Origin of the sequence: Nocardia sp. NBC_00565, from assembly GCF_036345915.1 — a bacterium.
Lineage (GTDB): Bacteria > Actinomycetota > Actinomycetes > Mycobacteriales > Mycobacteriaceae > Nocardia.
The window spans coordinates 1,702,882-1,729,547 of record NZ_CP107785.1 but is presented as its reverse complement, the minus strand read 5'-3'; the positions used below and the strand labels follow the sequence as shown (position 1 = coordinate 1,729,547).

The 26,666-nt window shown below is 66.0% G+C and carries 26 protein-coding genes; 14 read left to right on the top strand and 12 right to left on the bottom strand.

From position 1 onward, the window contains the following. The first annotated feature begins 419 nt into the window (after positions 1-419). Entirely contained in the window at positions 420-908 is a 489-nt protein-coding gene (locus OG874_RS08395) for a Pycsar system effector family protein (RefSeq protein WP_330254548.1), read from the top strand. Here OG874_RS08395 and OG874_RS08390 read toward each other — a convergent pair. The 6 genes from OG874_RS08390 to OG874_RS08365 form a co-directional block, all read right to left on the bottom strand. Next, positions 892-1,428 carry a hypothetical protein gene (locus tag OG874_RS08390; RefSeq protein ID WP_330254547.1) on the bottom strand — a complete coding sequence of 179 codons (537 nt, stop codon included), beginning with the start codon at positions 1,426-1,428 and terminating at the stop codon, positions 892-894. The two genes, OG874_RS08395 and OG874_RS08390, sit on opposite strands and share 17 nt — an antisense overlap. 13 nt (positions 1,429-1,441) lie before the next feature. After that, on the bottom strand, positions 1,442-2,245 hold the full coding sequence (locus OG874_RS08385) for a hypothetical protein (protein WP_442943314.1): 804 nt from the start codon (positions 2,243-2,245) through the stop codon (positions 1,442-1,444). Positions 2,246-2,519: 274 nt separating this feature from the next. After that, positions 2,520-4,487 (bottom strand): hypothetical protein, encoded by a 1,968-nt coding sequence (locus tag OG874_RS08380; protein ID WP_330254545.1) that lies wholly within the window; start codon positions 4,485-4,487, stop codon positions 2,520-2,522. 164 nt (positions 4,488-4,651) lie between these two features. Next, complete coding sequence (locus OG874_RS08375; RefSeq protein ID WP_330254544.1) at positions 4,652-5,374, bottom strand: hypothetical protein; 723 nt, start codon at positions 5,372-5,374, stop codon at positions 4,652-4,654. Between the two features lie 35 nt (positions 5,375-5,409). Then, on the bottom strand, positions 5,410-6,093 hold the full coding sequence (locus OG874_RS08370; protein ID WP_330254543.1) for a Crp/Fnr family transcriptional regulator: 684 nt from the start codon (positions 6,091-6,093) through the stop codon (positions 5,410-5,412). A gap of 113 nt (positions 6,094-6,206) precedes the next feature. Continuing rightward, positions 6,207-6,401: a hypothetical protein gene (locus OG874_RS08365; RefSeq protein ID WP_330254542.1), complete on the bottom strand. Its 195-nt coding sequence runs from the start codon at positions 6,399-6,401 to the stop codon at positions 6,207-6,209. 127 nt (positions 6,402-6,528) lie between these two features. On the opposite strand from OG874_RS08365, the gene OG874_RS08360 reads away from it, so the two are divergent. The 3 genes from OG874_RS08360 to OG874_RS08350 all read left to right on the top strand — a co-directional run bounded on the left by OG874_RS08360 (position 6,529) and on the right by OG874_RS08350 (position 8,315). Further along, the gene (locus OG874_RS08360; RefSeq protein WP_442943313.1) at positions 6,529-7,317 is read left to right on the top strand and encodes a helix-turn-helix transcriptional regulator; all 789 of its coding nucleotides are present in this window, start codon (positions 6,529-6,531) and stop codon (positions 7,315-7,317) included. Positions 7,318-7,406: 89 nt separating this feature from the next. Next, positions 7,407-7,613 carry a hypothetical protein gene (locus tag OG874_RS08355; RefSeq protein ID WP_442943312.1) on the top strand — a complete coding sequence of 69 codons (207 nt, stop codon included), beginning with the start codon at positions 7,407-7,409 and terminating at the stop codon, positions 7,611-7,613. 240 nt (positions 7,614-7,853) lie between these two features. Further along, positions 7,854-8,315, top strand: coding sequence for a hypothetical protein (locus OG874_RS08350; protein ID WP_330254541.1), 462 nt, complete (start codon positions 7,854-7,856; stop codon positions 8,313-8,315). 108 nt (positions 8,316-8,423) lie between these two features. Here OG874_RS08350 and OG874_RS08345 read toward each other — a convergent pair whose 3' ends face one another. Further along, positions 8,424-9,443, bottom strand: a complete 1,020-nt coding sequence (locus OG874_RS08345) for an NAD-dependent epimerase/dehydratase family protein (RefSeq protein ID WP_330254540.1) — start codon at positions 9,441-9,443, stop codon at positions 8,424-8,426. A 107-nt stretch (positions 9,444-9,550) separates the two neighbouring features. On the opposite strand from OG874_RS08345, the gene OG874_RS08340 reads away from it, so the two are divergent. Both OG874_RS08340 and OG874_RS08335 read left to right on the top strand, forming a co-directional pair. Beyond that, positions 9,551-10,096: a TetR/AcrR family transcriptional regulator gene (locus OG874_RS08340; RefSeq protein WP_330254539.1), complete on the top strand. Its 546-nt coding sequence runs from the start codon at positions 9,551-9,553 to the stop codon at positions 10,094-10,096. A gap of 107 nt (positions 10,097-10,203) precedes the next feature. After that, positions 10,204-10,833 (top strand): maleylpyruvate isomerase family mycothiol-dependent enzyme, encoded by a 630-nt coding sequence (locus OG874_RS08335; RefSeq protein ID WP_330254538.1) that lies wholly within the window; start codon positions 10,204-10,206, stop codon positions 10,831-10,833. Between the two features lie 45 nt (positions 10,834-10,878). Here the strand turns inward: OG874_RS08335 and OG874_RS08330 are convergent, their stop codons facing one another. Both OG874_RS08330 and OG874_RS08325 read right to left on the bottom strand, forming a co-directional pair. Further along, positions 10,879-11,817 carry a tyrosine-protein phosphatase gene (locus OG874_RS08330; protein WP_330254537.1) on the bottom strand — a complete coding sequence of 313 codons (939 nt, stop codon included), beginning with the start codon at positions 11,815-11,817 and terminating at the stop codon, positions 10,879-10,881. 63 nt (positions 11,818-11,880) lie between these two features. Then, on the bottom strand, positions 11,881-14,349 hold the full coding sequence (locus OG874_RS08325) for a PEP-utilizing enzyme (protein WP_330254536.1): 2,469 nt from the start codon (positions 14,347-14,349) through the stop codon (positions 11,881-11,883). 118 nt (positions 14,350-14,467) lie between these two features. Here OG874_RS08325 and OG874_RS08320 point away from each other — a divergent pair, with 118 nt between their 5' ends. Continuing rightward, a complete protein-coding gene (locus OG874_RS08320; RefSeq protein ID WP_330254535.1) occupies positions 14,468-15,949 on the top strand; it encodes an FAD-dependent oxidoreductase in 1,482 nt (493 codons plus the stop codon). A 117-nt stretch (positions 15,950-16,066) separates the two neighbouring features. On the opposite strand, the gene OG874_RS08315 is transcribed toward OG874_RS08320, so the two are convergent. Continuing rightward, complete coding sequence (locus OG874_RS08315; protein WP_330254534.1) at positions 16,067-17,014, bottom strand: zinc-binding alcohol dehydrogenase family protein; 948 nt, start codon at positions 17,012-17,014, stop codon at positions 16,067-16,069. 81 nt (positions 17,015-17,095) lie between these two features. On the opposite strand from OG874_RS08315, the gene OG874_RS08310 reads away from it, so the two are divergent. From OG874_RS08310 to OG874_RS08295, 4 genes are all read left to right on the top strand, one after another. Further along, entirely contained in the window at positions 17,096-17,536 is a 441-nt protein-coding gene (locus tag OG874_RS08310) for a MarR family winged helix-turn-helix transcriptional regulator (RefSeq protein ID WP_330254533.1), read from the top strand. A gap of 113 nt (positions 17,537-17,649) precedes the next feature. Beyond that, positions 17,650-18,816: a 3-hydroxy-9,10-secoandrosta-1,3,5(10)-triene-9,17-dione monooxygenase oxygenase subunit gene (gene hsaA / locus OG874_RS08305; RefSeq protein ID WP_330254532.1), complete on the top strand. Its 1,167-nt coding sequence runs from the start codon at positions 17,650-17,652 to the stop codon at positions 18,814-18,816. After that, positions 18,816-19,667 (top strand): alpha/beta fold hydrolase, encoded by an 852-nt coding sequence (locus OG874_RS08300; RefSeq protein ID WP_330254531.1) that lies wholly within the window; start codon positions 18,816-18,818, stop codon positions 19,665-19,667. The genes hsaA and OG874_RS08300 overlap by 1 nt, the downstream gene beginning before the upstream one ends. A gap of 104 nt (positions 19,668-19,771) precedes the next feature. Next, positions 19,772-20,293: a DinB family protein gene (locus OG874_RS08295; RefSeq protein ID WP_330254530.1), complete on the top strand. Its 522-nt coding sequence runs from the start codon at positions 19,772-19,774 to the stop codon at positions 20,291-20,293. A gap of 4 nt (positions 20,294-20,297) precedes the next feature. Here the strand turns inward: OG874_RS08295 and OG874_RS08290 are convergent, their stop codons facing one another. Continuing rightward, on the bottom strand, positions 20,298-22,562 hold the full coding sequence (locus OG874_RS08290) for an ATP-binding protein (protein WP_330254529.1): 2,265 nt from the start codon (positions 22,560-22,562) through the stop codon (positions 20,298-20,300). A gap of 101 nt (positions 22,563-22,663) precedes the next feature. After that, on the bottom strand, positions 22,664-24,334 hold the full coding sequence (locus OG874_RS08285) for a 2-isopropylmalate synthase (RefSeq protein ID WP_442943386.1): 1,671 nt from the start codon (positions 24,332-24,334) through the stop codon (positions 22,664-22,666). Between the two features lie 258 nt (positions 24,335-24,592). Between OG874_RS08285 and OG874_RS08280 the strand changes: the two genes are divergently transcribed. The 3 genes from OG874_RS08280 to OG874_RS08270 all read left to right on the top strand — a co-directional run bounded on the left by OG874_RS08280 (position 24,593) and on the right by OG874_RS08270 (position 26,663). Then, positions 24,593-25,264: a FadR/GntR family transcriptional regulator gene (locus OG874_RS08280; RefSeq protein ID WP_330254527.1), complete on the top strand. Its 672-nt coding sequence runs from the start codon at positions 24,593-24,595 to the stop codon at positions 25,262-25,264. A 121-nt stretch (positions 25,265-25,385) separates the two neighbouring features. Beyond that, positions 25,386-26,189 (top strand): ABC transporter ATP-binding protein, encoded by an 804-nt coding sequence (locus tag OG874_RS08275; protein WP_330254526.1) that lies wholly within the window; start codon positions 25,386-25,388, stop codon positions 26,187-26,189. Between the two features lie 126 nt (positions 26,190-26,315). Beyond that, positions 26,316-26,663, top strand: a complete 348-nt coding sequence (locus OG874_RS08270) for a YciI family protein (protein WP_330254525.1) — start codon at positions 26,316-26,318, stop codon at positions 26,661-26,663. Positions 26,664-26,666: the final 3 nt, after the last annotated feature.

Genomic DNA, 26,666 nt, shown 5'->3' with positions numbered 1-26,666 from the left:
GTCCTTCATCTTGAGGCGGCATAGAGAGTGCAGAGCTGGCGCAACTGACCGGGGTGAGATGTCGGTTACACATTCCTCAAATGCCCGCATACGGGAGGGAGACGATGTCACCTCTCCCTACAGCAGCCCCTTCCAATTCCTGAGGAGTGTTGACTTACGCGGCGGGAGGCGCCTCGCAGCTGTATGGATCGATGTCGGCGGCCTCGTGTCGACCGAGTTCGATCAGTATGGTTTGCAGCGCCAGAAAATTCGTGTCCGAGCGGGTAGTACCCGATGCGCGTGGTGCGTCCATCGCCGCCTCGGCCGCGTGGTGGCGTTCCCATGGTTCGCCGCGGTCTTGGAGCAGCAATAAGATTTTGGTGCTGCAGTGTGTGGCTTTGTACCTGGAGTGCATCTCGAACCACTGCTGTGCTGATCCCATGATGTTTCGCAACCGCCTCAGCCCAGTCGACGACCTCAACACCGCGCTCCGCACCGTCGCCGAGTTCAACCGCGTCATACTCGCCGCTGACACCAAAGCGGGACTGTTGCTGACCGCCAACGGATTCGCACTGACGGGGCTGGTCACCACCAACCGCACATCCATGAGCACCGCTCTGGTCGTGATGGCGATCGGACTGGCAGTGAGCCTGATCGTGTGCATGGGCTACCTCGCCGCGACGCTGCGGCCGCGGCTCGGTAGCGCCGGCCCCGGGAACTGGTTCTGCTTTCCCAGCTTCCCTACTGATGTGAGCGGTCGGCCGAAGGCTCCGACGCTGGCCGATCAGGCGTGGCAGCAGGCTGGCACTCTCGCCGAGATCGCCCAGCACAAGTACCGCCGCTTCGGTGTGGCACTGCGCTGGACGGCGATCAGCCTCGTCGTCTTTCTGGCCTGGTTCACCGCGGCACTACTCAGCGCACCTGCCTGACTAGCGGTCCTTCGAACTGCGTGGTCCAGTGCTGGACCGGGGACACGCAGGGCAGGGTATCGGCCACGCACGAATTGCTGTTCCACGACAGAAATCCCAGCACGAGCAGCACACCCGCGATCGGTCGGGCATGCTTGCCGGCCGATCCGAGTAGTCGCAGGACAGCGGCCAAAGCCGCCTGCAGCCAATCGACCAGCACGAGCACACTCTCACCGTAGCCGTGCACGAAGGACCCTGGTACGCGCCCAGCCCTCACCAGAGCCTTGGTAACCACCCATTCCGGCGCCAGCAACACCGCTGGAACAGGAGCCGTGAGACGTTCTTCGTGCCCAGCCAGTTTGCCGCTCACCCAGGGCACCGCCTTGCCCACAGCGAGGGTCAGCACGGCGAACACCACCCCCACGATAATCAAGAATTCGACAGTCTCGGCCCACCTCGCCGCGAATCCCAGGTCGAGCAGAAGCTTGTCGAACTGCCTGATCAGTCCGCCGCCGAAAGGAATCTCGGTCAACGGGTTCATCGTGATAGCGGGGTTAGTCATCGTCATCGTCATCGTCGTCGGACCGGTCGAGCACCTCGGCATTCTGCACGAGCGCCGCCATCGGCGACACGACGAGCTCGGGCTTCGGCGGTGCCACTGAACCAGTCCCTACCGACGCCGGATTCACCTGGTCGGCGAATGCCGCGGATACGTGCGCCAGGATGTCCTCGGCATCACGTTTATTGACCAGGTTCTGGTTGAGCAGCGCCTTCACCATGGCATATGCGGCATCGAAATCCATTTGCTTATGTTGCATCATCAGTCCGATGACCTCGTTGACATCGCTGCGGTTGGATGCCAGCCGGTACGCGAGAGGACTGAGGTCACCGCGCTGAATTGCCTCCGCATAGAAGCTCATTCGCTGTTGCTCCAGCTCGAGGCTGCGCTGCTGGGCGAACTTCGTGAGCTCATAGCTCTGGTGGGACGTCTGCAGCTGCAGCCCATGCTGGGATTCGTTCTCACTCGACTGCAGTTGCGCAGTGTGCATGCGGGCACCGTGTTCGGCTTCACGACGTTGAGCCTTCCGCTGATCGAAGGTGGCCTCTTGGAGATACGCGTGCGTGCTGGCTTCGGGAGACAGCTTCACCGAGCAGCTCAATAGCGATATGCCGCAATCCAACACGATTGGCTTATCGAAGTGATCATTGATCTCACGCTCTGCTATCGCGAAGTGCTCGACCTGGTATTCGCGGCTCAGTCGGCGTAGTTGCCGTTCGAGGTAGGGCCGATACACCTGTTCACCGGTGGCCGGCCGGTCTTTGACCGCCTTCTCGGGATCGGCTACCCGCCAGGTCACATCGACTTCGGCTGTGAAGGTGAATACGCCCTCAGCTGTTGGCAGATCGAATCTGCATGAGTTGTGGTGGACGGCGACGTCCACCCAGTACACGCCCGTTGGCGGCCGGAAGAATATCTCCCCTGCCGATGGTCGGCGCGTCAGCAGCGTCAGGCTCCCTGTCCGGTCTACCGATACGGCCGCATGCCCGTCTGTCGGAGGGCGGAAGGCGCGCCATGCGGACCTCTGCACTTCCGCATATTGGATGAGTTGCCGTGTCCGGTCGATTGTCATGTCAAACCCCCTGTTTCGCGTCGAGCATTGTCAGCAGTTCGTCGACGGCCGCCCTCGGGCCGCCGTCCTCGCCAGCCCATTCACGGAGGTGAAACGGCACCATTCCGTCGTTCTGATCTACCGTTTCCAGGTCGACGAGCAGTCGTCCCAGCGGCCCGCGGAACTGCGGGTCGCGTTCGGCGATTTGAACCCATCGCTTGATTTCGGCGTAGGCGGCGGGCGGGAAGTACGGCGCTTGCATGAGGCGGGCGAAGAGCACGACGATGTGATCGCGGTGCTCGTCGGATTGGTCGGCCAGCCAGACCAGCCTCGGCCACGGCTCAACACCGCCGACTGTCTCGGCTACCAGATCGAAACTCAGTTGCAGGGTGCACAAGAATCCGGTGTAGCGCACGCCCCTCCGTCGCGACACGGTCCACCTCCGCAGATCACGCAACACACGGACATCCAGCTCACGGCTACTGAAGAGTTCGATCATGCTGTAACACACAGCATCTCGCAGATCCGGATCGGAGCTACGAGCTGATCGCCGTAACAGCCGGAGTGCACGGTCCGGCATGAGTTGCCCCACGGTGCTGCCCAGAGCAGCCGTCGCTGTGACCCGCCGAGCCATCAGTTGCGTCGGTTGGACCCATGCCTCGAGCATCTCCGCGACCAGCGGCGCGAGCTCGGGCTGCAGACTGGAAAACTGCAGCGCGCCGATCGCGGCGTACTGGTCGTGCCGCTGACCGCTGTCAGCCCATGGTTCGATCACCAACCGTCTGGCGTATTCGAACTCGAAGGTGGACAACAAGCCGACGGCGACGCCCGCACGCGTGCTCGCTCTGAGGTCGTCTGAACCGCCGAGTTCACGCAGCCAGTCACGAACCAACTGGTGCGCGGCCGGATACTCCTGCCATGCGTACTCGAGCAGCCGCTGCGGAAAACGTTCGTCCACGAATCGCACTGCATAGACGGTGATTCGGCCGTACAACGTGTCCTCATGGGACCGATACAACTGCGCCTGAGCTCTACTCAGCAATTCGGTGCTCCGCACGCCGAACACCGTCTGACCTGACCCGGCGTCGTCGAGAGCCTCCGCATCGACGATCGATCTCGCCAGTGCTCGGCCCGCTTCGGACACGATGTGCAGCGGCATGTTGTTGAACACCGCCAAGGCGATCGCGAATGGGCGAGTATCGGTGTCGAGCTCGTCGAACCACTGCCGGAACCGATTGTCCTCGGCGGCCGCATACCGACCGACCACCTCGTCGATGTCGATTCGACCTGCGGCAACATCGACCAGTCGCGCAACCAGATTGACGAGTTCGTGGGCGGACGGACGGTGCTCTTCCACCATGCTCAGCAGCGCCGCGACCTCGAGGCGCGAGAGCACGCCGAGATCGTCCTCGGCGAGCTGCCGGAGCAGGTGCTTCCTCAGTATCGCCGTGACGTCGGCCGGCTCACCGACGTCCAGCACGAATGGCCCGGCGTCGGGGCTGAGCTCGGCCTGATCATCGACAACGACGATCAATCGACTCTCGACCTCGACCAGCCGCCGTCCTAGTTGTTCGAGGTGGAATTCACTCAGCGTGCGTAGTTGCTGGCTGTGGGGTGTATCGAACAAGTAGCCCGTGCAGCGATCGAACTCGATGTCCAGCGATCTCAACTCCGCATCGGGGCTGAGCTTGTGCACACCTGACGCGCATTGCCGACTCAGCGCTCGCAGTGCGGTGGCGGTTCGTCCCCACCCTTTCGGAGCGCGCAGCAGCAGTACCGACTGCGACCCCAGCCGATCGCACAACTGCTCGAACTTCGGCGGCGGTACGAAAATCTGCTCGAGATCGCGGAGCTTGTGTGGTTCCACTCGACCACTTCGTTCGAAACCTGCCCCGGATCCGCCCCCGTAGTTGTCGCGGCCGATCAGAGTGCCGACCTGTGTGTTACCGAAGATCACCGTATTTGCGGTGAGCGAGAGCCGCCCGTCCATCGAACCTAGCGCTTCGAACCTAGCGCTCGCTACAGCACGCGATTCGCGTCTACGCTCGGCATCAGTGGCTCGTTCGCGAATCTTGTTCGCCTCCGCCTCAGCGTCTTCGATCGGCTCCGAATCTGGTGCCGGCGTCTCACCTGCGACCGACTCCTCCGAATCACTCACGCGGCGCCCCCTCGGTTGTCGCCGCCGATAATGGTGCGGGCCCGGACATCTCCGATGATCATGTTGTTGGCCTTGATCGACCCGAACTCATCCGCCCGGACGGCTTGCTTCGTTCTTGTCTTCGTCGGTTCGGCGGCGTCGACGGGAAGCGGCGGCTCGGGATAGCCAGGCACCCGAAGCCATGCCCTGACCTCGCCCTCGGACGTCCTGATGTCAGCGGCGCGATACTCAGCGGCAGTCACCGTCGGCCGGTAGTTGTGCCGCACAACCCCCTGATACACGACATCGGAGACGACGACGACCCCGACGGCCCTGCTCGCGTTCTTCAGAGTGCCCTTGACTACCGAGGTTTCGTTGAGCCGGAACGTGGCAGTCAGTGCATCACTCGACCAACCCCGATCGTCCCTGTTCACGTAGCCCTCGTGCACGGCGACGCGTACTCGGATCCACTCGAGCGGGCCAACGGTCTGGTTGTGGGCACGAACCCCCTCGACGACCGACTCGACAACCTTGTCGAGCACCTCCAGCACAGGAAGCTCAAGGACGAGCAGGCAACCGTCGCCCCGATCATCATTGGCGACAACGGATCCGGTGCGATTGGTCACCTCATCGAGGATTCGGTACAGGTTCGAACGCATCGCCGTGATTTCCGGGTTGCTCAGCCGACTCGAGTTCTCGACATCGACGACGACAAATGTGCGGTGCACCGGTCCGTTCATGGTCTACCTCCATACGGTGTGGGTCGTCTCATGTTCTATCGGAGGTATCTCGCCGCGTCTGCGTCCAAATGCACACTCGGCAGGCCTTCTACGATGTCGGCGAGGAGATCTGGTCGCAGCAACTCCACTCGCCGTCTCCCGGTCCGCACCGCGCCCAGGTCGCGGAGCCGTTTCAAAGCCTTCGAGACTGCTTCTCTGGATGCCCCCGCGGCATGGGCCAGTTCCTCTTGCGACAACGCCAGAGCGATGGTCACCCGGTCATCACCGCGCTCCCCGTAGCGCCGGGCATAGTCGATCAGCAAGCGCGCGATCCGCTCGGTGACGCTGTAGGCACCGAACTCGAGGCGCTGAATATCCGCTTCGCGCAGGCGGTTTACCACCACCTGCAGGAGCGTGAACGCGATCTTGCCGTCGCCGATGAGCAAGTCGCGAAAGGCCGAGCCCGGCACCGATGTCGCGGTGACCGACGACAAAGCGGTCACCGTCGCCGAGCGCGCTCGGCCATCGATAGCGGAGAACTCGCCGATCAAGTCACCGGGTCCGCGAATCGCCAGCAAAGCCTGTTTGCCGCTGGCCGCCGCCGAGGTCACCTTTACGCGGCCGACCTCGATGACCACGACGTGCTCTGACCGTTCGCCTTCGTGCATCAGCACGGTCCCAGCCGGCCATTGACATCGTATGCCGACTTCTAACAGGGCATTTCGGCTGAGTCTCCACACTTCGTCGACGTTCAGATCTCCCCCTCTGTGAACGTGAACGCTGCGCCGATACTCATCGGCTGCTGTCGAACTATCAAGCGCAACAACATACTTGACGAGTAGTTAGTGCCGCGTCAAGCGACGTTGGGTAGGTAGTCCCGGCGCCGGATCGTGGAACCGACGGCGAAGTCGCGGACCGGTCCGGCGTGCTGGTTGCGCCACCGGATGTAGTCACCGATCGCGGCGTCTTGTTCGTGATGGCTGCGGTGATCAGTGCCATTGAGCGCGAAGTAACGCAACGCCGCGCACTCGCACTCGATCCGGTTCAACGACGATGCATACGATCACCGGTCGCCAGCCGCGGATCAAGCCGCCATCGCGATGGCATACCGCGTCAACGTCCCTGGACGATGCACTAGCCGAGTGTCCGCAGCTACTGCCGTAGGGAGTGCAGAGGTGGTACCACTCGCTGGGGTCAACGTCGACTACTACGTGCGACTCGAACAGGGGCGCGAACGCGGGCCGTCGGCGCAGGTGGTCGACGCCCTGGCCACCGCGCTGCGCCTGGATGAGGACGGCCGCCTGCACCTGTTCCGGCTGGCCGGGCTCAGCCCCTGTGCCCGCGCGGCCGCCGTACCCGACCGCGTCGACCCGAGTTTGCTCCAGCTCATGGACGCCTGGCCCGACAACCCGGCCATCGTCTACAACCGCGCCTACGACGTGCTCGCCTCCAACGCGATCGCCGACGCGCTATTCCACGAGTGGACCCACTCGCGCAACCTGATGCACGTCGTATTCACCGCCCCCGCCGCGCGAACGTTCTACATGGACTGGCACGACGTCGCCCGGAACTCGGTAGCCGGCTTCCGGCTCGGCTACGGCGAAGCCCCCGACGACCCGCGAACCCAGCAGGTCCTCACCGAATTACTCGACCAGAGCCCCGAATTCGCGCAGCTGTGGACCACCCACGACGCCCGGGGGAAAACCATGGAAAGCAAGCGCTTCGACCACTACGCCGTCGGCCCGCTGACACTGACAATGCAAACCTTCGACGTCCGCTCCAGCCCCGGCCAAGCACTCGTCGTCTACCACGCCGACCCCGGCTCCTCCAGCAGCGAAGCCCTCACCCTGCTCGGCTCCCTGGCCGCCACTGCCCGCGAAGGCGCCCGACCGGACAAGCCCGCCCAGGCCCCGCCGCGGCACGGACGTCCAACAGCGCTGAAACGACGTCCTGTAATCGGCTAGTAGCAGATGTTCGAACGGCCGGAGTACGGCTGGTCCGAACTGCGCCGTACACAGCAGCCTCCTGTCCATCACGGCCGCCTGTCCATCACGTGGGAAATTCAGCAGGAAGCAGTGAACTGGACTACGGCTACCACCGCAGTGTCGCCGAGATACTGGCGCGTATCGACGCAGTCACCATCGAGCAAATCGGCGACATGGCAGCTGATCTGCTCGGCAGGCATTTCACCGCTGCCGTCGTCGGACCGTATAAACGTGAGCACGACCTACCCGCAGCCGTACGCGGCATCGTCGGATAAGGCGCATCAGAGCCGATCGCAACTGCAGCGCGCTCGCGGCCGACGCGGGTATGTGCTCCAGGATGGTCCAATGCGTACGGTATGCGGCGAGTTAGCGGGCAGGGTCGGCGCCGAAACTGATCGACTGCGCGGCGAGACCGCTAAACTGCTGATCGAGTCGGAAGTACTTGGCGTTGCTGGGCCACGAGCGTGCACCTTGCCTGGTCGCGTCGGTTTGCTGTCCCGTCGCGGGGAGGTGTCGTGTCTGTTCGTCGAAGCGTGCTGGTGGCGGCGATTCTCTGTGCGATATCGGTGCTGGGTGCGCCCGAGGGGCAGGCCTGGCCACCGAGCGACGGGAGTCAGGGCTGCCGTCAGGGCAGCCTGATGACCGGCCGGTTGATCCCCGGCACCGGCAGCGCGGGGCAGAACATCCGGCGTGAGGCCGCCCTATGGGAGTGCGTCAGCTCGCTGCTCCCAGGTATCTACGCTGGACGGTTCAGTGTGACCATTCCGTGGAACACGCCCGGTGCCACCTCGAGGGCCGAGTTCGTGTGGTCGGATGGCAGTGTCAGCACGGCGACCGGGTACGGCAACGGTTTGTGGTTGATCACCGACGGTTCGGCACAGGGCCATGGGATACAGGTGAACGTCGCCGACACCTGGAATGGGTGGTATTACAGCTACGCCGATGTCGCCGTCACCTCGGCGACCTTCGTATCCTGATCCACCGGCGAGTTGATCGCGCTCGACGGAATCGCGTTGTAGCACTGGACGAGTCGAGTGACCACATGCCGCGATCGGCGTGCTCACCGCCGAGAATCGGAATGCTGTTCAACCGACTCCATGCTCGAGCAGGCTGCGTGCGCAATCGATGACGGTGTCGTGGGCGGGCCGTGGTCGCCAGCCGAGGATGTCGCGCGCCTTGGCGGTACTGTGCCGGTTCTTGCGTCCCAGCGCGGGAATCAATTCGCTCAGCTCGGGGTTGCGGCGGGCGGCGAGCCGCACGATGAAGTCGGGCGCGGGGCGGGTCGATACCGCCGAGGCCTGATCAGCGAGGTCGTGCTTGATCGCCGCGGCGATATCTCGCATCCACATGAACTCCCCGGTGCCGAGGAAACGCTGCGCCGCCGCCGGGGCCGACTCCAGGGCGCGGATGTGCAGGTCCACCAGGTCACGGACGTCAACGACATCGAGGCCGATATGGGGCACCCATTTCAGCTGTCCGCCGAGCATCCGCGCGATGATCGATACCGACCCCGCCGTGCGTGGCGACAGGATCGGCCCGAACACCGCTCCCGGCAGGATGGTGGTGAGTTCCGGCGCTTCCGGTGTGTCCGCGACAAAGTTCCACGCGGCCTTCTCCGCCATCGTTTTGGCGCGGCGGTAGGGGATGACGGCCGGGGCGTCGGGATCTGTCCAGAGGGTCTCGTCGGTGATGTCGTCGACGGTGTAGGAGGAATGGCTCGCGGCGTTGGCCGCCGAGGTCATCACGACCCGGCGGACCTTGGCCTCGGTTGCGGCCCGCAGGACCCGTCGCGTTCCATCGACCGCCGTTCTGATCAGCGTTTCCGGTCCGCTGTCGCCCGAGATTCCCAGCTGCGCGGCGACGTGCAGGACGTGATCGACACCGGCGAGGGCGGCGCGCCAACCGTCATCGGACAGCAGATCCGCCTGCGCGAATTCCAGCCGATCGAGGGATCCGGCTATCGGCTCCACGGCCGCTTGCACCGACCCGGTCCGGGTACGGTCACGGACCGTTGCACGCACCCGGTATCCCCGGCGCAAAAGCTCTGCGACGCACCAGCCCCCGATATAGCCGGTTCCGCCGGTGACGAGTACGAGGTCGTTCACGGCAAGCCCTCCGGTACTGTGGAATCAAGTATAAGCGGAGACCTCTCCACTTATGATCGACGATACCGGAGACGTCTCCGCTTAACAAGCCTCGCCCCGGAGAATGCATGAGCCAACGACAAACCCGATCCGACGCGCAGCGAAACAGGGAACACCTACTCGCTGTCGCCCGTGCCGCGCTGAGCGAGGACGCGACCACCTCGATGAACGCCATCGCCAAACGCGCCGAGGTGGGCAGCGGCACCCTGTACCGGCACTTCCCGTCCCGGGAGGCGCTGATCATGGAGCTCTACCGCCGCGAAATCGCCGAACTGATCGACTTGGTACCGCAGCTGCTCGACCAACACGAACCGATGCGGGCGTTGCGCCTCTGGCTCGACGAGGTCCGCCGCTACGCCGCACTGAAGTACGGCGTCGCCGAAGTCATCCACGCCGCCACCAACAATGGACTCGACGACGACGCCTACGCCCCGTTCGTCGACGCGATCGACACACTGCTGTCGGCCGGAATCGGAGCGGGTGACCTGAAACCCGGCCTGGATCCCGAAGACGTACTCCTGCAACTCAGCGTCCTGTGGCGCATCGATCCGGACGCCGACCCAGACCGGCCGGACCGCATCCTGAACCTGATCATCGACGGCCTCCGCGCATGACCGCGCCGGCTGCGTAGCACTGTTCTTCAGCACCGATGAGTTTCGGATCGGAGATCCGTCATTAGTCACGGGAACGACTGCATACCGGAAAGGTTGGAGGAGGCACGATGACGGATGCCGAGGTGCGTGCGGCGATCGCGGCGGAGCGGAGTGAGCTGGCGAAGTTGCTCGCCGGGCTGGACACCGAGCAGTGGGATGCGCCGACGTTGTGCGCGGGGTGGCGGGCGCGGGAGGTCGTCGCGCATATCACCATGGCGTTTCGGATGTCGACCCCGCGCTTCGCGCTCGAAATGCTCAAGGCGCGTGGGAGCTTCAATAAGATGGCGGACAAGTGTGCTCGCGCCGATGCCGCCGCGCTGACGTCCGAGGAACTGGTGGCCGCGGTGCGGGACAATATCGATCATCCGTGGAAGCCGCCGGGCGGCGGGTTCGCCGGCGCGCTCAGCCACGACGTCATCCACGGGCTGGATATCACCGTCGCGTTGGGACTCGACCGCGTCGTCCCGGCCGATCGGATGCGGCTGGTGCTCGGGGCGCTGTCACCGAGGAGCGTCAACTTCTTCGGCGTCGATCTCGACGGGATCGAGTTGCGCGCCGATGATCTCGACTTCCATTACGGCTCCGGGTCGGTGCTCGCGGGTTCGGCGCAGGATCTGCTGCTGGTGTTGTGCGGGCGGACGCTGCCGGCCGGGAGCCTGCGTGGCGATGCGGCCGAAAGATTCACCGCGGCCGGGTAATTCGGGATGTGCCGGTGCCACTGTCTGGTGGCACCGGCACAGATTTCAGTGCTTGGTCAGCATCTTCGCCCGCAACGCGTCGAGCGTCGCATTGTCGACCCCGAGCCCATCGCTGAGGAATCGGTCGAAAGAACCGTAGGACGCCTGCACCTGATCGAAGGCCGCGTCCAGGAAGTCCCGCTGCACACCGAGAATCGGCTCCCACAGCGCACGATCGGTTACCAGGCCCTGGGCGACGAGCCCGTCCAGCAACGCCTTGTTCCCGGCGGCCAGGTTGTCATTCGAGTCCAGGAAGTCGTGGTAGATCTGTCCCTTCGGCACATCCAGCGCACTCATCAGGATCGCGGTCATCCATCCGGTGCGGTCCTTGCCCGCCGTACAGTGGTACAGCACCGCACCCTGCGCGGATGCGATGTCCTTGAATGCCTGCGCGAATTGGGCCCGCGCGCTCGGGTTCGAGACGAACCAGCCGTAGTAGTCGCGCATGATCTGGGCGGCCTTGCCGTCGCCGAGTGCGGCCTGCTGTGCGGCCGGTCCGCCCTGGATCAGTCGCGACACCATGACATAGAAGTCGTTGGCCGGATCGTAGACGGGCTGTTCGGTGCGGCGGATGGATGCCGGGAGCTTATCGGGATCGCGGCCGGTCTCGGTCGGGCTACGGAAGTCGATGACCTGAGTGATGTTGAGCGACACCAGCTTCTGCTGTTCACCGTCGTCGAGTTTGGCCAGCGCGTCGGAGCGGTAGACCACACCGGTCGCGAGCAAGCTGGCGCCCTTGGCCGGATAACCGCCGATATCGCGGGCATTCGGCGCATGCGCCAGTCCCATCGGCCGATCGGCCTTACCCGGAGACTGCAGTACGGGCGCGGCCGGACCCGATAGCGCCGGGCCCGCTGCTGCCGGACCGGCCAGCGCCGGGATCACGCCGACGAGCACGACGGCCGAGGCCGCGATGGCGCCGCGGAAAGCGCGCGAATTCTTCACGAGGGGTGTTCCTTTCATCATGGGCCGGGAGTGGTCTGCGGCCCAAGTTCCTGCGCCGGGCGGTCAGGCCAGCAGCGTGACGGTCCCGGCCGCGCCGTCCACACGCACGCGCTGGCCGTCGGCGAGACTGGTGGTGGCGGTCTTGGTGTCGACGACACAGGGGATGCCGAATTCCCGGGCGACGATCGCGGCATGCGATGCGGATCCGCCGATATCGGTGATCACGGCGGCGGCATAGGCGAACATCGCGGTGTGGCCGGTGTCGGTCACCGAGGCGACCAGGATGTCGCCGGGCTCGATATCGTCGTCCAGCGACAGCACCAGCTTCACTCGACCCTCCACCACACCGGCGCATACGCCGATGCCGGTAAGACTTTCGTCTGCGGCCAGGGTCGCGCCGCAAGGGACCGATTCCCATTGTCCGGCAATGACATCGGGCATCCGGATGGCTTGCAGCCGCGTGCGCTCGGCACGCCGGCGAGCTACCTTGTCGGCCGCATCCGCTGGAAGACAGAAGATTTCGTCCAGAGTCAGGTAACAGGCGTCGTCGGTCTCGCGCAGCCGACCGGCCCGAACCAGCCGATCGGCCCGCTCGCGCACGGCAAGTCGTAGACAGTTGGTGATCCGGACGACGCCGTCGCGCGCTCGTTCCCGGGCCACGGTGGCTCCGGCGGCCATGCGCGCGGTGCGATTCGGCGACGGGTCGACGAGTTCGCGCTTGGGCGCGGGCATTTGGGCGGCGCGGGCGGCAGCACTCACCAAAAGAGCCGGCCGGTCGCCGAATGTCGGATTGATCAGTTCGCATTCACCGGGACCGCGGTGCCCGACCTTTGCCAACTCCTCGTCGAGCGCGGTCGCGAAGGCAGGCGACTTCGCTCGTGCCGCATCGACATCCCCGCCGCGCGCCAACTCACACAGATCGGCGTCGGCACGGCACAGTTCGGCCAGTCGCTCGACCGCGAGCATGGGCTTCGCTGACTCCAAACGGTTCAGGTCGATCGGTACGTCGCCCCCGCCCTTGCCTCGCGCGTGGATAGCGGTGGCGGCACCGGTCATCATCACGCCGATCGCCGCGGCTTGCCATGCCTGGTGCAGCCGGTCGCGCCATAGCAGTGCCCGCACGTGCAGTTGTTCATCGGAGAGCGCGCGAATCTCGTTCGCGCTCAACGCCTCCGCATGCGATGCGGCATTGATCAGCTCCGCCGTCTTGCCGAAGTGGCGGGCGGTGGCGATGACCCGCGAGGTCGCGCGAGCGGTCGCCAGCTTGCTGGCCGGGCCGGTCGGCATCGGCGGCTTCCCGTGCGGCTGCAGGGCGATCTCGGCGGGGATATTGCCGTAGGCGTCGCGACGGATGCTCTCCTCGTCCCAGCCCGGCATGTTCTCGGCGGCGAGCACACCGATCGAGGCATTGATGTAGATATGGTGGCCCAGCACTGTGGTGACTCGACTCGTCCAGTGCTCCAACGCGATTCCACCGAGCGCGATCATCTCGCCCATGGCCTCGTTGCTCAGCCGGATCGCACCGGCCTGCAGGTCGATGGTGAGCGGGGTCATCGGGCCGGGGAGCGCCTCGGAAGTGTTGGTGGCGGTGTGCACCGGGTAGCGCGCGTCGACCCGGTCGTCGAATTCGCCCTCCAGGCCCTCGGGGGCGACATTCGACAGCGGGTGGTTGTCGGAGGTAGCGGCGCGGGCGGGAATCACGTGCGACGGCAACGGGATAGCGCCGCGACGGGTCCGGAAGCCGCCGCCGGGCTTGCGGCCGATCATGCCGCGCACCAGGTCGGCGATCACCTCGCAGGCGGTCCAGCCGCACCGAAAGCCCCATTTCTCCTGTGCGACAGTCGGATCCAATAGTGGTCGGCGGCCGGACCAGCCGGGCACCCAGGCCGAATAGCGCACGCCTGCCGCACGCATCAGTTCGCGTACCTCGTCGGTGGTGACCACGCCGGAGGCCGCGAGGTCGACGATCTCCAGCCCGTCGCCACGACCGGGTCGGAGTGCCGTGGCGGCGAGCACAAGGAAACGGTCCAGATCGTCGCTGTGCAGCAGCTGGAATCCGTCGGCGGACCTCGATCCGAGGATCGGCTCGAGTGCGCGTCGGGTTTCGTGACCGATGCGGCGGCCCGCGGTCGGCGCGGTACGCACCAGCACGCTGTCCGCGCCTGAAGTCCGCAGCACAGCCATCGCCTCAGCGTCCGAGGGGCGCGCTCCGGCGATCACCGGAACCACCACGCGCGCACCGGCATCGCATGCCGCGGTGGCGATCTCGGCGAGTCCAGCCCCGGCCAGGTGTACGACGCTCGCACATCCGCCGACCGCTGTCGCCGGGTCGGTGGGATCTCCGGCGATGAACTGCACCCGGGGGTCGATGAGGCGGTGCCACCGGCGGTCCAGCCCGGCCACTTCGTGCCCGGCGGCCAACAGCATGCGCGCCACCGCGCGACCGCTCGGCTCGGTGATTCCGGTGACCAGGACCCGCATCGATTTCTTCTCCTCACTGGCGTCGGGATACGCGAACGTGACGCCGTTCACACACCATCGCGAGTGCCGGACGCGGCGACCGGCTCCAGTCCCACTCAACGGGAGTACCCGGCTCGACCACCGAGATCATCGATGCCACCTCTGGTACGTCGGCGGAAGTCTCACAGCCATGACGGTCCGCAATCCGGTCGCGCCGCGCGCGGCCGCCGAGGTGAAGTCCTATGACATCGAGACCGACGTGCTGGTCGTCGGATACGGCTGCGCGGGAGCGTCCGCCGCCTTCGAGGCGGCGACGGCGGGTGCGCAGGTGTTGGTACTGGATCGAGCCGGTGGGCCGGGTGGCGCGTCGGCGCTGTCCGGTGGCGAGATCTACCTCGGCGGCGGTACGCCGATTCAGCGGGCGTGCGGGTTCGACGACAGTCCCGAACAGCTGGCCGCTTTCCTGCTGGCAGCGCTCGGACCCGGCGCCGACGAGCAGAAGATCGCGCACTACAGCGAGCACAGTGTCGCGCATTTCCACTGGCTGGTCGAGCGCGGCGTGCCGTTCAAACCGAGCCTGTGGGATTCGCCCGCGTGGGTGCCGCCGACCGACGACGGGCTGATGTGGCTCGGTGAGAACAGTTGGCCCTTCACCGAAATCGCCACTCCCGCCCCGCGTGGCCATCGACCCACGGCCAATGACTTCGGCGGCAAACTGTTGATGGACTGTCTCGTGTCGGCGGCCGAATCTGCCGGTGTAGCAGTGCAATACGACACTTACGTGACCAATCTGATTCTGGACGAGGATGATTCGGTGGTCGGTGTCGCGGCTCGTCGCTACGGTCGCGAACTCACCATCCGGGCTCGCCGCGGATGTGTGCTCACCACCGGCGGTTTCGTCGATAACGACGATATGCTGGCCGCGCATGCGCCACGACTGCTCGGCCACACCAAGGTCAGTGCCGGCACCGACGACGGCAGCGGCATCCGCATCGCGCAAGCCGCTGGCGCCGCGGTCCGGCACATGTCGGCCGGTCAGGTCGGCGCATCCCTGATTCCCGGCTTCGCCGCCCGCGGCATGCTCGTCAACAACCATGGCCAGCGCTTCGTCAACGAGGACACCTATCCCGGCCGCATCGGCCAGGCCGCATTGTTCCGCCAGGACATGAACGTATGGGTGGTGGTCGACGAGCAGGGCTACGAGGAAGTGCCCGAGCGCGAGCGGTGGGGCGTGCGTCCGACGCACGTCGCGGAATCGATCGACGAACTCGACGAACTACTCGATCTGCCCCCACGCGCACTCGCGGCCACCATTGCCCGCTACAACGAATTTGCTTCGCGCGGAATCGATCCCGACTTCCACAAGGCACCGCGCTGGCTTCGCCCACTCACACCACCACTGGCTGCCATCGATATCAAAGCAGGAATCCGCCCACCCTCGGAATCCGGCACCCGCCGCGGCACCGGCGCCTCCGTCTTCACCCTCGGCGGCCTCCACACCACCCTCGACGGCCAAGTCCTGAACCTCGACAGCACCCCCATACCTGCCCTCTACGCCGCGGGCCGCGCCAGTTCCGGCCTGCACGGCGAGGGCTACATCAGCGGTACCTCCCTCGCCGACGGGACCTTCTTCGGCCGCCGAGCCGGAGCCGCCGCCGCCCGAAACACCTAGCGCCACATCGCTCTACGCCGCAGATTTCGACTGCCCCGCCCATGGCGGCCGGGTTCACCGACACCGCTATGAGCGTCGGAGAGAACGGGGTGGGCGCGACACTCTTCGCAAAGTCGGTCAGGGGGTGAGGACGATGCGTTCGGTCGTTCGGGCAGTCTCGGCCCAGGCGCGTTCGACGTCCGACAGTGGTGTGGGGCGGGCGGCGATGTCGAAGGTTCCTTTGGTGATTTCCTGAGCCAGAGCAGGGAGTTCGGCGAGGATCTCGTGGGTGCTCACCGAACCCTGTCCGCTGCCGACGATCTCGAGGCGGGCGGCGCGGAGGGCGGCTGAAGGGATCGATGCGGTGGGGCCGGCGACCGAGCCGATTTCGATCCAGGTGAGCGGCTTGGCGCGGTCGGCGCGGTCGGTGATGACCGCGACCATCGCGGTGGTGGTGGGTTGGCCCCAGATGTAGTCGATTACGACATCGACGTCGGCGGCCGCTCGACCGAGCCGACCGGCGTCTCCGTCGAGCAGGACGGTGTCGGTGGCGCCGAGTGCGGGCAAGGCGGCCAGCTGTTCGGCGTTGCGACCGGCGGCGATGATCTGTTGTGCGCCGAAGAGTTTCGCGACCTGAACGGCCATCCGGCCGGCATTGCCGGTGGCACCGAGGACGAGGACTTGCTGCCCGGCCCGGAATTCGATGCGCTGACGGAGCGCGACCCATGCGGACATGGCCGGGTTCACGGCGGCCGCGATCGCGATGGGGTCGCACTCCTCGGGCAACACAATGCTGCGGCGGGTATCGATGACGGTCTGTTCGGCCATCGCGCCCACAGTGGTGTCCGCGAGGATGAAGTAGCGCAACAGACCGTCCGCACCCCGCCCGACACCGTCGACCCCCGGGACCAGCGGCAGCGTATCGGTGCTGGTGTAGTGCGTTCCGTCGGCCTGTGACCGAACTCGGGGATGCAGTCCCGACGCGATCACATCGACGACAAGGTCGTGCGGACCGACCGGTACGGGCGCAGCGAACTCCGCGTAGCGGGGAGCCGAATCGAACGAGCTGACAACCGCGGCTTTCATGATGGAACTCCTTCACAATTTGATTGGTAATACGAACTAAAATTAGTTGGTATTACGAATCGAGTCAAGTAGGCTTCGTGCATGGTGACATCGCGGCCGCGCCCAGCCGAACAGGACAGCTTGGTCGACACACTCGTACAGACCGCCTTTGCGACGATGGCGGTATTGAACAAGCTGGGCGCCGAAAACGACCTGTCGCTCACCCAACTGCGAGTGCTCGGAATCCTGCGGGACCGCCGGCTGCGCATGACCGCGCTCGCCGACTACCTCGGCCTGGAGAAATCATCGATGACCGGCCTCGTCGACCGCGCCGAGAAGCGCGGACTACTGCAGCGCGCCCCCAATGCCGGCGACGGCCGCGCTGTGGACGTCTTCCTCACCTCGGATGGGGCCGAGCTCGTGGACCGCCTCCGCAGCCACATCGAACAGTCGCTCTCCCCCATGACCAACGAACTCTCTCCCACCGAACAACGCCGCCTGCAAACCCTCCTCGAACGCATACTCGCGGCCACCGAGCCCTGAGTTCCGATCACCGGGACTCGTCCCCGACGGGCCGCTCCGAGCGCCATAGCGTCAGCGGCATGGCGTCCGGCGAATCGGAACCCGAGGGATCAGAACACAGGAGGACACCCGCTATGACCAACAAGGTGCTCGATCGGGTGGGGGATCTGCTCCCGGCGATCCGGGAGCGAGCCGCGGAGACCGATCTGGCGCGGCGAGTTCCCGTGGCGAGCATCCGGGAATTGACCGGGGCGGGGGTGTTCCGCATGCTGCAGCCCGCGCGGTTCGGTGGCGACGAGTCCTCCCCGGTGGCGTTCTACGAGGTCATTCGTGCGATCGCGGCGGCCTGCCCGTCCACCGGCTGGGTATCCTCGGTGCTCGGCGTGCACCCGTGGCAGCTGGCGCTGTTCCCGTTGCGGGCGCAGGAGCAGGTGTGGGGCACCGATTCCGATACGCTCATCTCGTCGTCGTACGCACCGACCGGCCGTCTCACCCCGGTCGAAGGCGGTTACGAGGTCAGTGGACGGTGGAGCTTCTCCTCCGGATGCGATCACGCCCAGTGGGCCTTCCTCGGCGCGCTGGCCCCGGACGAGCACGGCAATCCCAAGGACTATCTGACAATCCTGATGCCGCGCAACGACTATCGGATCGATGACGTCTGGCATGTGGTCGGCCTGTCCGGCACCGGCAGCAACGATATCGTCATCGAGAAGGCGTTCGTACCGCATCACCGCACCTACAGCGCCACCGAACAGTCGCAGCTGCGCGGACCGGGCCAGGAGGCCAATCCCGCTGCGCTGTACAGGATTCCGTTCGCCGGTGTCTTCTCCAACACCATCACCGCCCCCATCATCGGGGCGGCGCAGGGCGCGTACGCGGCGCATATCGAGCGGATGCGCGAACGGGTGCGGCTGTCCTACGGCGGGCAGAAGGTGGCCGAGGACGCATTCGCGCACGTGCGGGTCGCCCGCGCGGGCTCGGAAATCGACGCCGCGATCCTGCAGATGGAACACAATATCGCCGAGCAGCTGCGCTATGCCGAAGCGGGCGAGGAGATTCCGTACGAGGTGCGCCTGCGGACCCGGCGCGATCAAGTGCGCGGCACCGAGCGCGCGATCCAGGCGATCGAGTTGCTGTTCGACAACTCCGGCGGGCACTCGATCCGCAAACCCAATCCGATCGAACGACATTGGCGCGACGCCCACGCGGGCAGTGTGCACGTGATCAACGATGTCGAACGGGCCCTTGCCATGTTCGGTCGCGGCGAGTTCGGACTGCCGGTCGAAGATCGGATGGTCTGATGCCAACCGCCGTCTCGACGAGTCGGCACGTCACGGTCGACGGACTGAAACTTCGCTACCACGAGGCGGGTTCGGGCCCACCGCTGGTGCTCCTGCACGGCTCCGGACCGGGTGTGTCGGGCTGGGCGAACTTCGGCGCGAACCTGCCCGTGCTCGCCGACCATTTCCGCTGCCTGATCTTGGATCAGCCCGGCTTCGGCGCGAGCGAGCGCCCCGAGGTCTACGAACGCAACTACCTGCGCATCTCGGCCGACTCGGTGATCGGGTTGCTCGATCAACTCGAGTTGCCCAGCGCGCATCTGCTGGGCAACTCCATGGGCGGCGCGGTGGCTACGCTGGTGGCGCTCGAGCACGGCGAGCGGGTCGATCGGTTGGTGCTGATGGCCCCCGGCGGCGTGGGTGTCAACGTGCTGGGACCCGAACCGTCCGAAGGGATTCGGCGGTTACTCGACTTCACGATGACGCCCACTCGCGAGCGCGTGCTCGCCTGGCTGCGCACCATGGTGTTCGACGAGGCGGTGCTCACCGACGAACTCGTCGACCAGCGACTCGCGACGGCGTCGGATCCGGCCGCCATCGCGGCGATTCGCGATGCGTATGCGACATTCGCGAATCCCGCTTTCGCGGAACCTGTTCCGCTCTGGGCGCGGCTGCGCGCGCTGCGGCATCAGGTGTTGCTGCTGTGGGGTCGCGATGATCGGGTCACCCCGGCCGAGGGCGCATTGCTGCCATCGCGACAGCTACCCAACGCGGATCTGCGCCTGTTCGGCCGGTGCGGGCACTGGGTGCAGATCGAGCGCAAGGCCGCCTTCGAGCGTGCGGTGATCGACTTCCTGACCTCGGGCCTGTAGCCGGGGATGCCCCTGCCGTCACGGCGGCATGGGCAGCACCGCGTCCGGTGCGGTGTCGCGGTAATTCACAAGATCCGTCGCGGGTTCGGAGTTACAGTCGGCCCGTGACGTGGACTGCACCTGAGATCACCCGAAGCAAACCGCCGTTGGTCGCCGATGAGCGCACCATGCTGCAGGCCTGGCTGGACCTGCACCGCCGCACCCTGCTCTGGAAATGCGCCGGACTCGAAGCCGAACAATTGAAGCGGCGCTGTGTCGCACCGTCGACCATCTCGCTACTCGGGCTGGTCCGCCACCTCGCCGAATGCGAACGCGGCTGGTTCCGCATTGCCGCTGGCGGCGAACAGCTGGACTACCTCTACTGCAGCGCGGACAATCCGGACGGCGATTTCGACGATATCGGCAATGCCGACGCCGCCGCCGATCTCGCGACGCTGCACCGAGAGATCGAATCGGCCGATGCCGCCGTCGCCGAGCTGTCGCTCGAGCACACGTTCGAATATCCCCGGCGCGAACTCGAATACAACCTGCGCTGGGTGTATGTGCACATGATCGAGGAGTACGCGCGGCACAACGGCCACGCCGACTTCCTCCGCGAACGCATCGACGGCGCGACCGGCGACTGACGCGTCAGAGCTCGTGCCTGCTCACCCACCCGGCGATCTGGGTCCGCGAGGTGAAGCCCAGTTTGGTGAGAATGTGTTCGACGTGGCTCTCCGCGGTCCGGATCGAGATCACCAGCTCGGTCGCGATGCTCTTATTGCTGTAGCCCGCCGCGATCAACCGCGCCACATCCCGCTCACGACGGGTAAGAACATCTGCCGCAGTGGATTTCACCGGCTGTGCGGCCGGACGCGGCTGGTTGCCGAGCGCGTAGTCGACCGCCTCGTCGAGGCCCAACGCCGCGCCCGACTCGAACGTGACGCGAAACTCCTTCTCCCCCATCGCATCACGCACCTGCAGGCGCACCTTGTCCCCGACGAATTCGGTCATCTCGTGGGCGAGTCGCTGGGTACTGCCGCGGCGCACCGTGGACGCGGCACCCATCAGCCGGGCCGCGCGGTGCAGATCGCCGTCAGCGGCGGCCGCCCACGCCAGCCCATCGAACCCGGACGCCGTCCACACGCACCGGTCGAACAGCCGGAACAGCTCCACGGCGCGCCGCAGATCGTCGATTGCCTTGCGCTGCTCGCCATTACGCCAGTGGTTCGTGCCCACCGCCCAATACCCCAGCCCGCCGAGCAGGTGTGAACCGTATTCCGCCGTCTCGGCGAGGAATCGGTCCGCGATCGCGCCCGCGCGTTCGTCCGCCAACACCAGCGCACACACATAGGCGAACGCCAGGCTCTCCATCTCGACACCGTGGTGGGCGCAGGCGCGAGCGCGGTCCGAGGCGGATTCGGCGATATCGAGTGCCCGCCTGGGATCCTCCTCGGCGAACGCCAGCAGTGCCGACAGCAGGGCATGTTCGGCGAGGACGTCTTCGGTGTCGAGCTCCGTTGCGATTTCCAGACATTCACCGGCGAACCGGGTGGCGGTCTCGGGATCGGAGAGCATGGCGGCGATCACCGAGGCGGCGGCCAGGGCACGGGCTCGATCCTTCGTGTGGTCGAGATCCTTGTCCAACGCCTCCAATAGCCAGCGATAGCCCTCCAGCAGGAAGCGGTAATGTTCCCAGAACGGCCGCAATTCCGTCGCGATTTCCAGTGCGCGATGGGCGCTTTCCGGATCCGCGAGCGAGAACTGCAGTGCCGCACGCATATTCGGATGTTCGCGGGTGACGTCACGGAACCAGGTGACATCCTCGCTGCCCCAGTACGCGGTGCGCCCACGCCTGGCGACCCGGTGGTAGTGGTCGCGATGACGCACCCGCACCATGCGCTCACCGCCGCGCGCGACCAACCGCGCCAGCGCGAACTGGCGCAGCGGCTCGAGCATGGTGTAGCGCCCGGTACCGTCACTGTCCTGTCGATAGCTCAGCACCGACTTGTCGACCAGCCCGGTCAGCGCGTCCAGCAACGCACCCGGCGGATCGACCATGCACACCGCCTCCGCGGCCTCGAGGTCGAAACCGCCGGCGAAGACCGACAACTGCTCCCACAGATACTGTTCATCGGGCGTGCACAGGTCATAACTCCACCCGATCGCGGCCTCCAGCGTCTGCTGCCGCTCCGGTGCGGTCCGCAGCCCGGTGGTGAGCAACCGCATCGCATCGTCCAAGCGCGCGAGCACCTGATCGGGCGTGAACATCCGCAACCGCAACGCCGCCAGCTCGAGTGCCAGCGGAATACCGTCGAGCCGACGGCAGATCGCCGCGAGCGCGCCGCGATTCGCCGCGGTCACCTGGAAGTCGGGATTCGCCGCGGCGGCCCGATCGACCAGCAACCGGAATGCGTCGGTGTCGACCCCGGCCGGACGGCGGGCATCTTGATCGGAGTCCTCGGGCACCGCGAGCGGCGCGACCGGCAGCACCTGTTCCCCGGAGACCCCGAGCGGCTCGCGGCTGGTCGCCAGAATCCGCACATTCGTCGTCGCCGGAATCAGCCGGTCCACCAGCGCCGCACACGCGTCGATCAGGTGCTCGCAGTTGTCCAGGATCAACAGCAGGCTCTTGTCCGCCAGGAAATCGGTCAGGCTGACCACCGGTGCGCTGGAGTCGTCGCGCAGACCCAACGTCTGCGCGACGCTCAACGCCACCAGTTCCCCGTCGTGCACGTGCGCGACCTCGACCAGCCACACCCCATCGGGAAAGGCGCGACGCACCGTCTCCCCCACCTGCCGACTGAGCCGGGTCTTGCCGACACCGCCCGGTCCGGTCAGTGTGAGCAGGCGCGTGCTGGACAGCAGCTTGCGCGCCGTGGCGACCTCGGCGCCACGACCGACGAAGCTAGTCACCTCAGCCGGGAGGTTCCCTGTCACGTGCCGCACCACGCTGCATACCTTTTCATGTGCCGCCGTCGTCCTGGGCATTTTGCCCAAGATGTCGCGTTCGCCGCCTAGGCGCCCGGCCCTGAATTCGCGGCCCGGAGCACCGCGGCCAGCGATGCGGTGAGTACCGAGTCACTGCGCCCGCAGGCCCACCCGGTGCGCTCACCCATGCGGTACTCCAGATAGGTGATCGCGGTCCCGTCGTTGCCCGCGCCGATCGACTGCTGGGTCGAACCGAGCACTTCGACCGGAAAACCTACTCGCGCCAGCGCCGCGGTGAGCGCTTCAACCGGGCCGATACCGTGGTGTTCGCTGTGTTCGGTGGTCGTACCGATGCTCAGCGTGATCTCGGTGCAGGCGTCGGTCGTGCGCCATTCCTTCAACCCGACCGGCCCCGCGGTGGTGTCCAGATAGGTCCTATCGAACAACTCCCGCAGTTCGGCGGCCGCGATCTCCAGACCGGTGTCGTCGGTGTGCGCCTGCACATGCCGCGCGAAATCGATCTGCAGCCGCCGCGGCAGGTCCAGGCCGTACTCGGTGTGCATCAGATACGCGATACCACCCTTGCCGGACTGGGAATTCACCCGGATCACCGCGTCATAACCGCGCCCGATATCGGCCGGGTCGATCGGCAGATAGGGGATGCGCCACTCGAGTTCACGTTCGGCGATGCCGGACGCGGCGGCTCGTTCGCGGTGTTCGGCCATACCCTTCTTGATCGCGTCCTGGTGCGTGCCGGAGAACGCCGTGTGCACGAGATCGCCTACGTACGGATGTCTTTCGTGGATGGGCAGGCGGGTGCAGTACTCGACCGTCCGACGGATCTCGTCGATATCGGCGAAGTCGATCATCGGATCCACGCCCTGCGCATGCAGATTCAGCGCCAGGGTCGCGATATCGACATTGCCGGTGCGTTCACCGTTGCCGAAGACACAGCCCTCCACGCGCTGTGCTCCGGCGAGTACGGCCAGTTCCGCGCAGGCGATGCCAGTGCCGCGGTCGTTGTGCGGATGCACCGACAGGATCACGCTGTCGCGGCGGGCCAGGTTCTTGTGCATGTATTCGATCTGGTCGGCGTAGACGTTGGGGGTCGCGACCTCCACCGTGGCAGGCAGATTCAGGATCACCGGCCGCTGCGCGGTGGCGTCCCAGAGCGTCGTCATACGGTCGCAGATATCGAGCACGAAATCCGGTTCGGTCAGGTTGAACACCTCGGGCGAGAACTCGAAGCGGACATTCGGCAGTCCACCGGCGAATTCGAGCACATCGCGTCCACCGGACAGGATCAGCTCGCGCAGCTCGGCAATATCCTTGCCCAGCACCACATCTCGCCAGGTGGGCGCGGTGGCGGTATACATATGGATGACGACCTCGTTGCGAATGCCACGCACCGACGCCACCGTGCGCTCGATGAGATCGCGCCGGGCCGGGGTGAAGACGACGATCGCGACGTCCGCCGGCGCGATATCGGTCTGCGCGATCAGCCGGACGAAATCGAAATCGGTCTGCGACGCGGAGGGGTACCCGACCTCGATCTCCTTGTAGCCCATGGCGACCAGCAGTTCGAAGAAGCGCCGCTTGCGCGCCGGATCCATGGGTTCGGCCAGCGCCTGGTTGCCGTCACGCAGATCGACCGGCACCCACAGTGGCGCGTGGGTGAGCCGGGCGTTCGGCCAATCACGGTGGATGAGTGGCACTTCCACACGGTCGTAGACGTCACGGTACCGATGCGACGGCATCCGTGAATGCCGCTGCCTGTTCCACAACGGGGCGGCATCGGGAATGGCACCGTCGGGTGTGGCGATGGTGGGGAAAATACGGGTGGTCATGATCTGCTGCTTCCTGGCCTTCGGGCCGTCACACAGAGTGATGACCGGCCACGACGAAGCCCCACGGCGGGTGGCCGGTCGTTAGGCCCCGCCGTGGCGGCTAAGCAGAAGCATGGTGCGCATGATTGCTAGACTATACACAACTCCTCAGACAAGTAGAGAGGTTCAATGGTCTCGCAGGTACGGCGTCACCCACTGGCGGCACAGGCGGCCGAGCTGCTGCTGACTCGCATCAAGGACGGGGAATGGCCACTGGGACATCGTCTTCCTGGCGAGACGACCCTGGCCGCGCAGCTCGGCGTCGGCCGATCCACCCTGCGCGAGGCGATCCGCGAATTGGCGGGTAAGGGCGTGCTCGACAGCCGCCAGGGCGCGGGCGTTTTCGTCACCGCGCTGGATGTCACCGACGACTGGGACGTCGTGCTGCGCCGGGCCACCATCGCCTCGGTCATCGAGGCCCGCATCGCCATCGAAGCCGAAGCGGCCGCCTTGGCCGCACAGCGCCGCACCCCGGCCGACCTGCGCGCCATCCGCCGGGCGCTGGCCGCGCGGGAGGCACACGGCGAACCGGTCGCCGAGCATGTGGACGCCGATATGGCATTCCATCGCGCGGTCATCGTCGCCGCGCACAATGACGTGCTCACCCAACTGTTCGACACCTTCCTACCCCGCCTACGGGTGGCCATGATCGACATGTTGAAGATCCGGCCGGTCCCCTCCGAACCCGCCGACCATGACGCGCACATTCGGCTCACCGACGCCATCGCGCACCGAAATCCCACCGCCGCAGCCGAATTCAGCCGCTCGCACCTGACGACGCTCAAGGCGGAGTTCTCATGACGGCGGTCACCCGAGTCGGCCCGAGAGCATTCGGGCCGACTTCTCGTGCAACTCGTCGGAGTCTCCGACCAACGGCCGAGACCGCCCGAACCCCGCAGACGACCCGAACGGAGATCTCCCCGTGTCCGACACCCCAGTGCTGCAACTGACCGAGGTGACCTTCCGCCGCGAGGGCAAACAGATCATCGACGGTATCTCGCTGACCGTGCACGCGGGCGAACACTGGGCGCTGCTCGGCCCCAACGGCGCGGGTAAGAGCACCCTGCTCGGCTTCTGCGCCGCCGTCACCTTCCCGACCTCGGGCACCGTCGATATCCTCGGCCAGCGGATGGGCCGCGTCGACCTGGCGCCGCTGCGCCATTCGATCGGGCATGTGAACCCCCGCCACCCGCTGCGCTATCCGCTGACCGTCCGCGAGGTCGTGCTCACCGGCATCACCGCCACCATCGACACCCCGATGCGCTGGACGCCCACGCCCGAGGACCTGCGCCGCGCGGACGCGATGATCGACACAGTCGGCCTCAAAGGCAAGGCCGAGGAGATCTGGCCGACGCTGTCCCAGGGCGAACGCGGCCGGACGCTGATCGCCCGCGCGCTCATCGCCGAACCGCGCCTACTGCTGTTCGACGAACCGTCCACCGGACTCGACGTGGCCGCCCGCGAACAACTCCTCGAGACCATCGACGCACTCGGCCAGACCCATCCGGACGTCGCATCGATCCTGGTCACCCATCATCTGGAGGAGCTGCCGAGCACCACAACGCACGCGCTGCTCATCGCGAACGGTCGCACCGTCGCCGCGGGCCCCGCACCGGAGACGGTCACCACGGAGACGGTGACCGCCGCATTCGATCATCCCGTCGCGGTCCGCTACGACACCGGCCGCTGGACCGCTCGGGCGGCAGTGCGCGCCTGGCCCGCGTAGCCGGCGGTGTACTCCCCGGAGCGATTGCGGAAGAATTTTCCGGGAGAATGTCGATTCGAGCCGATGCCGTTCGATGCGTTGAGGTGAGGGTCGGACGATGCCGACCACCGACCGAAGGATGGCCAGATGCGACACATGATGCTGATCCACGTTGACCCGACCACCGCGCCGGTTCCCGACGAGGCGCTGTTCGAGCAGGTCAACAAGGTGATCGAGGAGATGACGAAGGCCGGGGTGCTGCTGGATACCGCCGGTCTGCGCTCGATCACCGAGGCCACCAAGATCAACCAGTCCGGCGGCAAGCAGACCGTGCTCGACGGACCTTTCACGGAGTCCAAAGAGGTTGTCGGTGGGTACTGCCTCCTGCAGACGAAATCCAAGGAGGAAGCGATCGAATGGACCTCGCGCTTCCTCGGGGTGCACGGGCCGGAATGGGATATCGAGGTCGAGATTCGCCAGATCGACGAGGGCTGAGAT

What these genes read in the sequence shown, in the direction of transcription:
- OG874_RS08300 (WP_330254531.1), top strand. Translation starts at nt 18,816, where the DNA reads ATGCCAACCGCCGTCTCGACGAGTCGGCACGTCACGGTCGACGGACTG.
- OG874_RS08390 (WP_330254547.1), bottom strand. Translation starts at nt 1,428, where the DNA reads ATGAACCCGTTGACCGAGATTCCTTTCGGCGGCGGACTGATCAGGCAG.
- OG874_RS08310 (WP_330254533.1), top strand. Translation starts at nt 17,096, where the DNA reads ATGGTGACATCGCGGCCGCGCCCAGCCGAACAGGACAGCTTGGTCGAC.
- OG874_RS08285 (WP_442943386.1), bottom strand. Translation starts at nt 24,334, where the DNA reads ATGCCGTCGCATCGGTACCGTGACGTCTACGACCGTGTGGAAGTGCCA.
- OG874_RS08395 (WP_330254548.1), top strand. Translation starts at nt 420, where the DNA reads ATGATGTTTCGCAACCGCCTCAGCCCAGTCGACGACCTCAACACCGCG.
- OG874_RS08280 (WP_330254527.1), top strand. Translation starts at nt 24,593, where the DNA reads ATGGTCTCGCAGGTACGGCGTCACCCACTGGCGGCACAGGCGGCCGAG.
- OG874_RS08380 (WP_330254545.1), bottom strand. Translation starts at nt 4,487, where the DNA reads ATGGACGGGCGGCTCTCGCTCACCGCAAATACGGTGATCTTCGGTAAC.
- OG874_RS08320 (WP_330254535.1), top strand. Translation starts at nt 14,468, where the DNA reads ATGACGGTCCGCAATCCGGTCGCGCCGCGCGCGGCCGCCGAGGTGAAG.
- OG874_RS08335 (WP_330254538.1), top strand. Translation starts at nt 10,204, where the DNA reads ATGACGGATGCCGAGGTGCGTGCGGCGATCGCGGCGGAGCGGAGTGAG.
- OG874_RS08270 (WP_330254525.1), top strand. Translation starts at nt 26,316, where the DNA reads ATGCGACACATGATGCTGATCCACGTTGACCCGACCACCGCGCCGGTT.
- OG874_RS08340 (WP_330254539.1), top strand. Translation starts at nt 9,551, where the DNA reads ATGAGCCAACGACAAACCCGATCCGACGCGCAGCGAAACAGGGAACAC.
- hsaA (WP_330254532.1), top strand. Translation starts at nt 17,650, where the DNA reads ATGACCAACAAGGTGCTCGATCGGGTGGGGGATCTGCTCCCGGCGATC.
- OG874_RS08315 (WP_330254534.1), bottom strand. Translation starts at nt 17,014, where the DNA reads ATGAAAGCCGCGGTTGTCAGCTCGTTCGATTCGGCTCCCCGCTACGCG.
- OG874_RS08375 (WP_330254544.1), bottom strand. Translation starts at nt 5,374, where the DNA reads ATGAACGGACCGGTGCACCGCACATTTGTCGTCGTCGATGTCGAGAAC.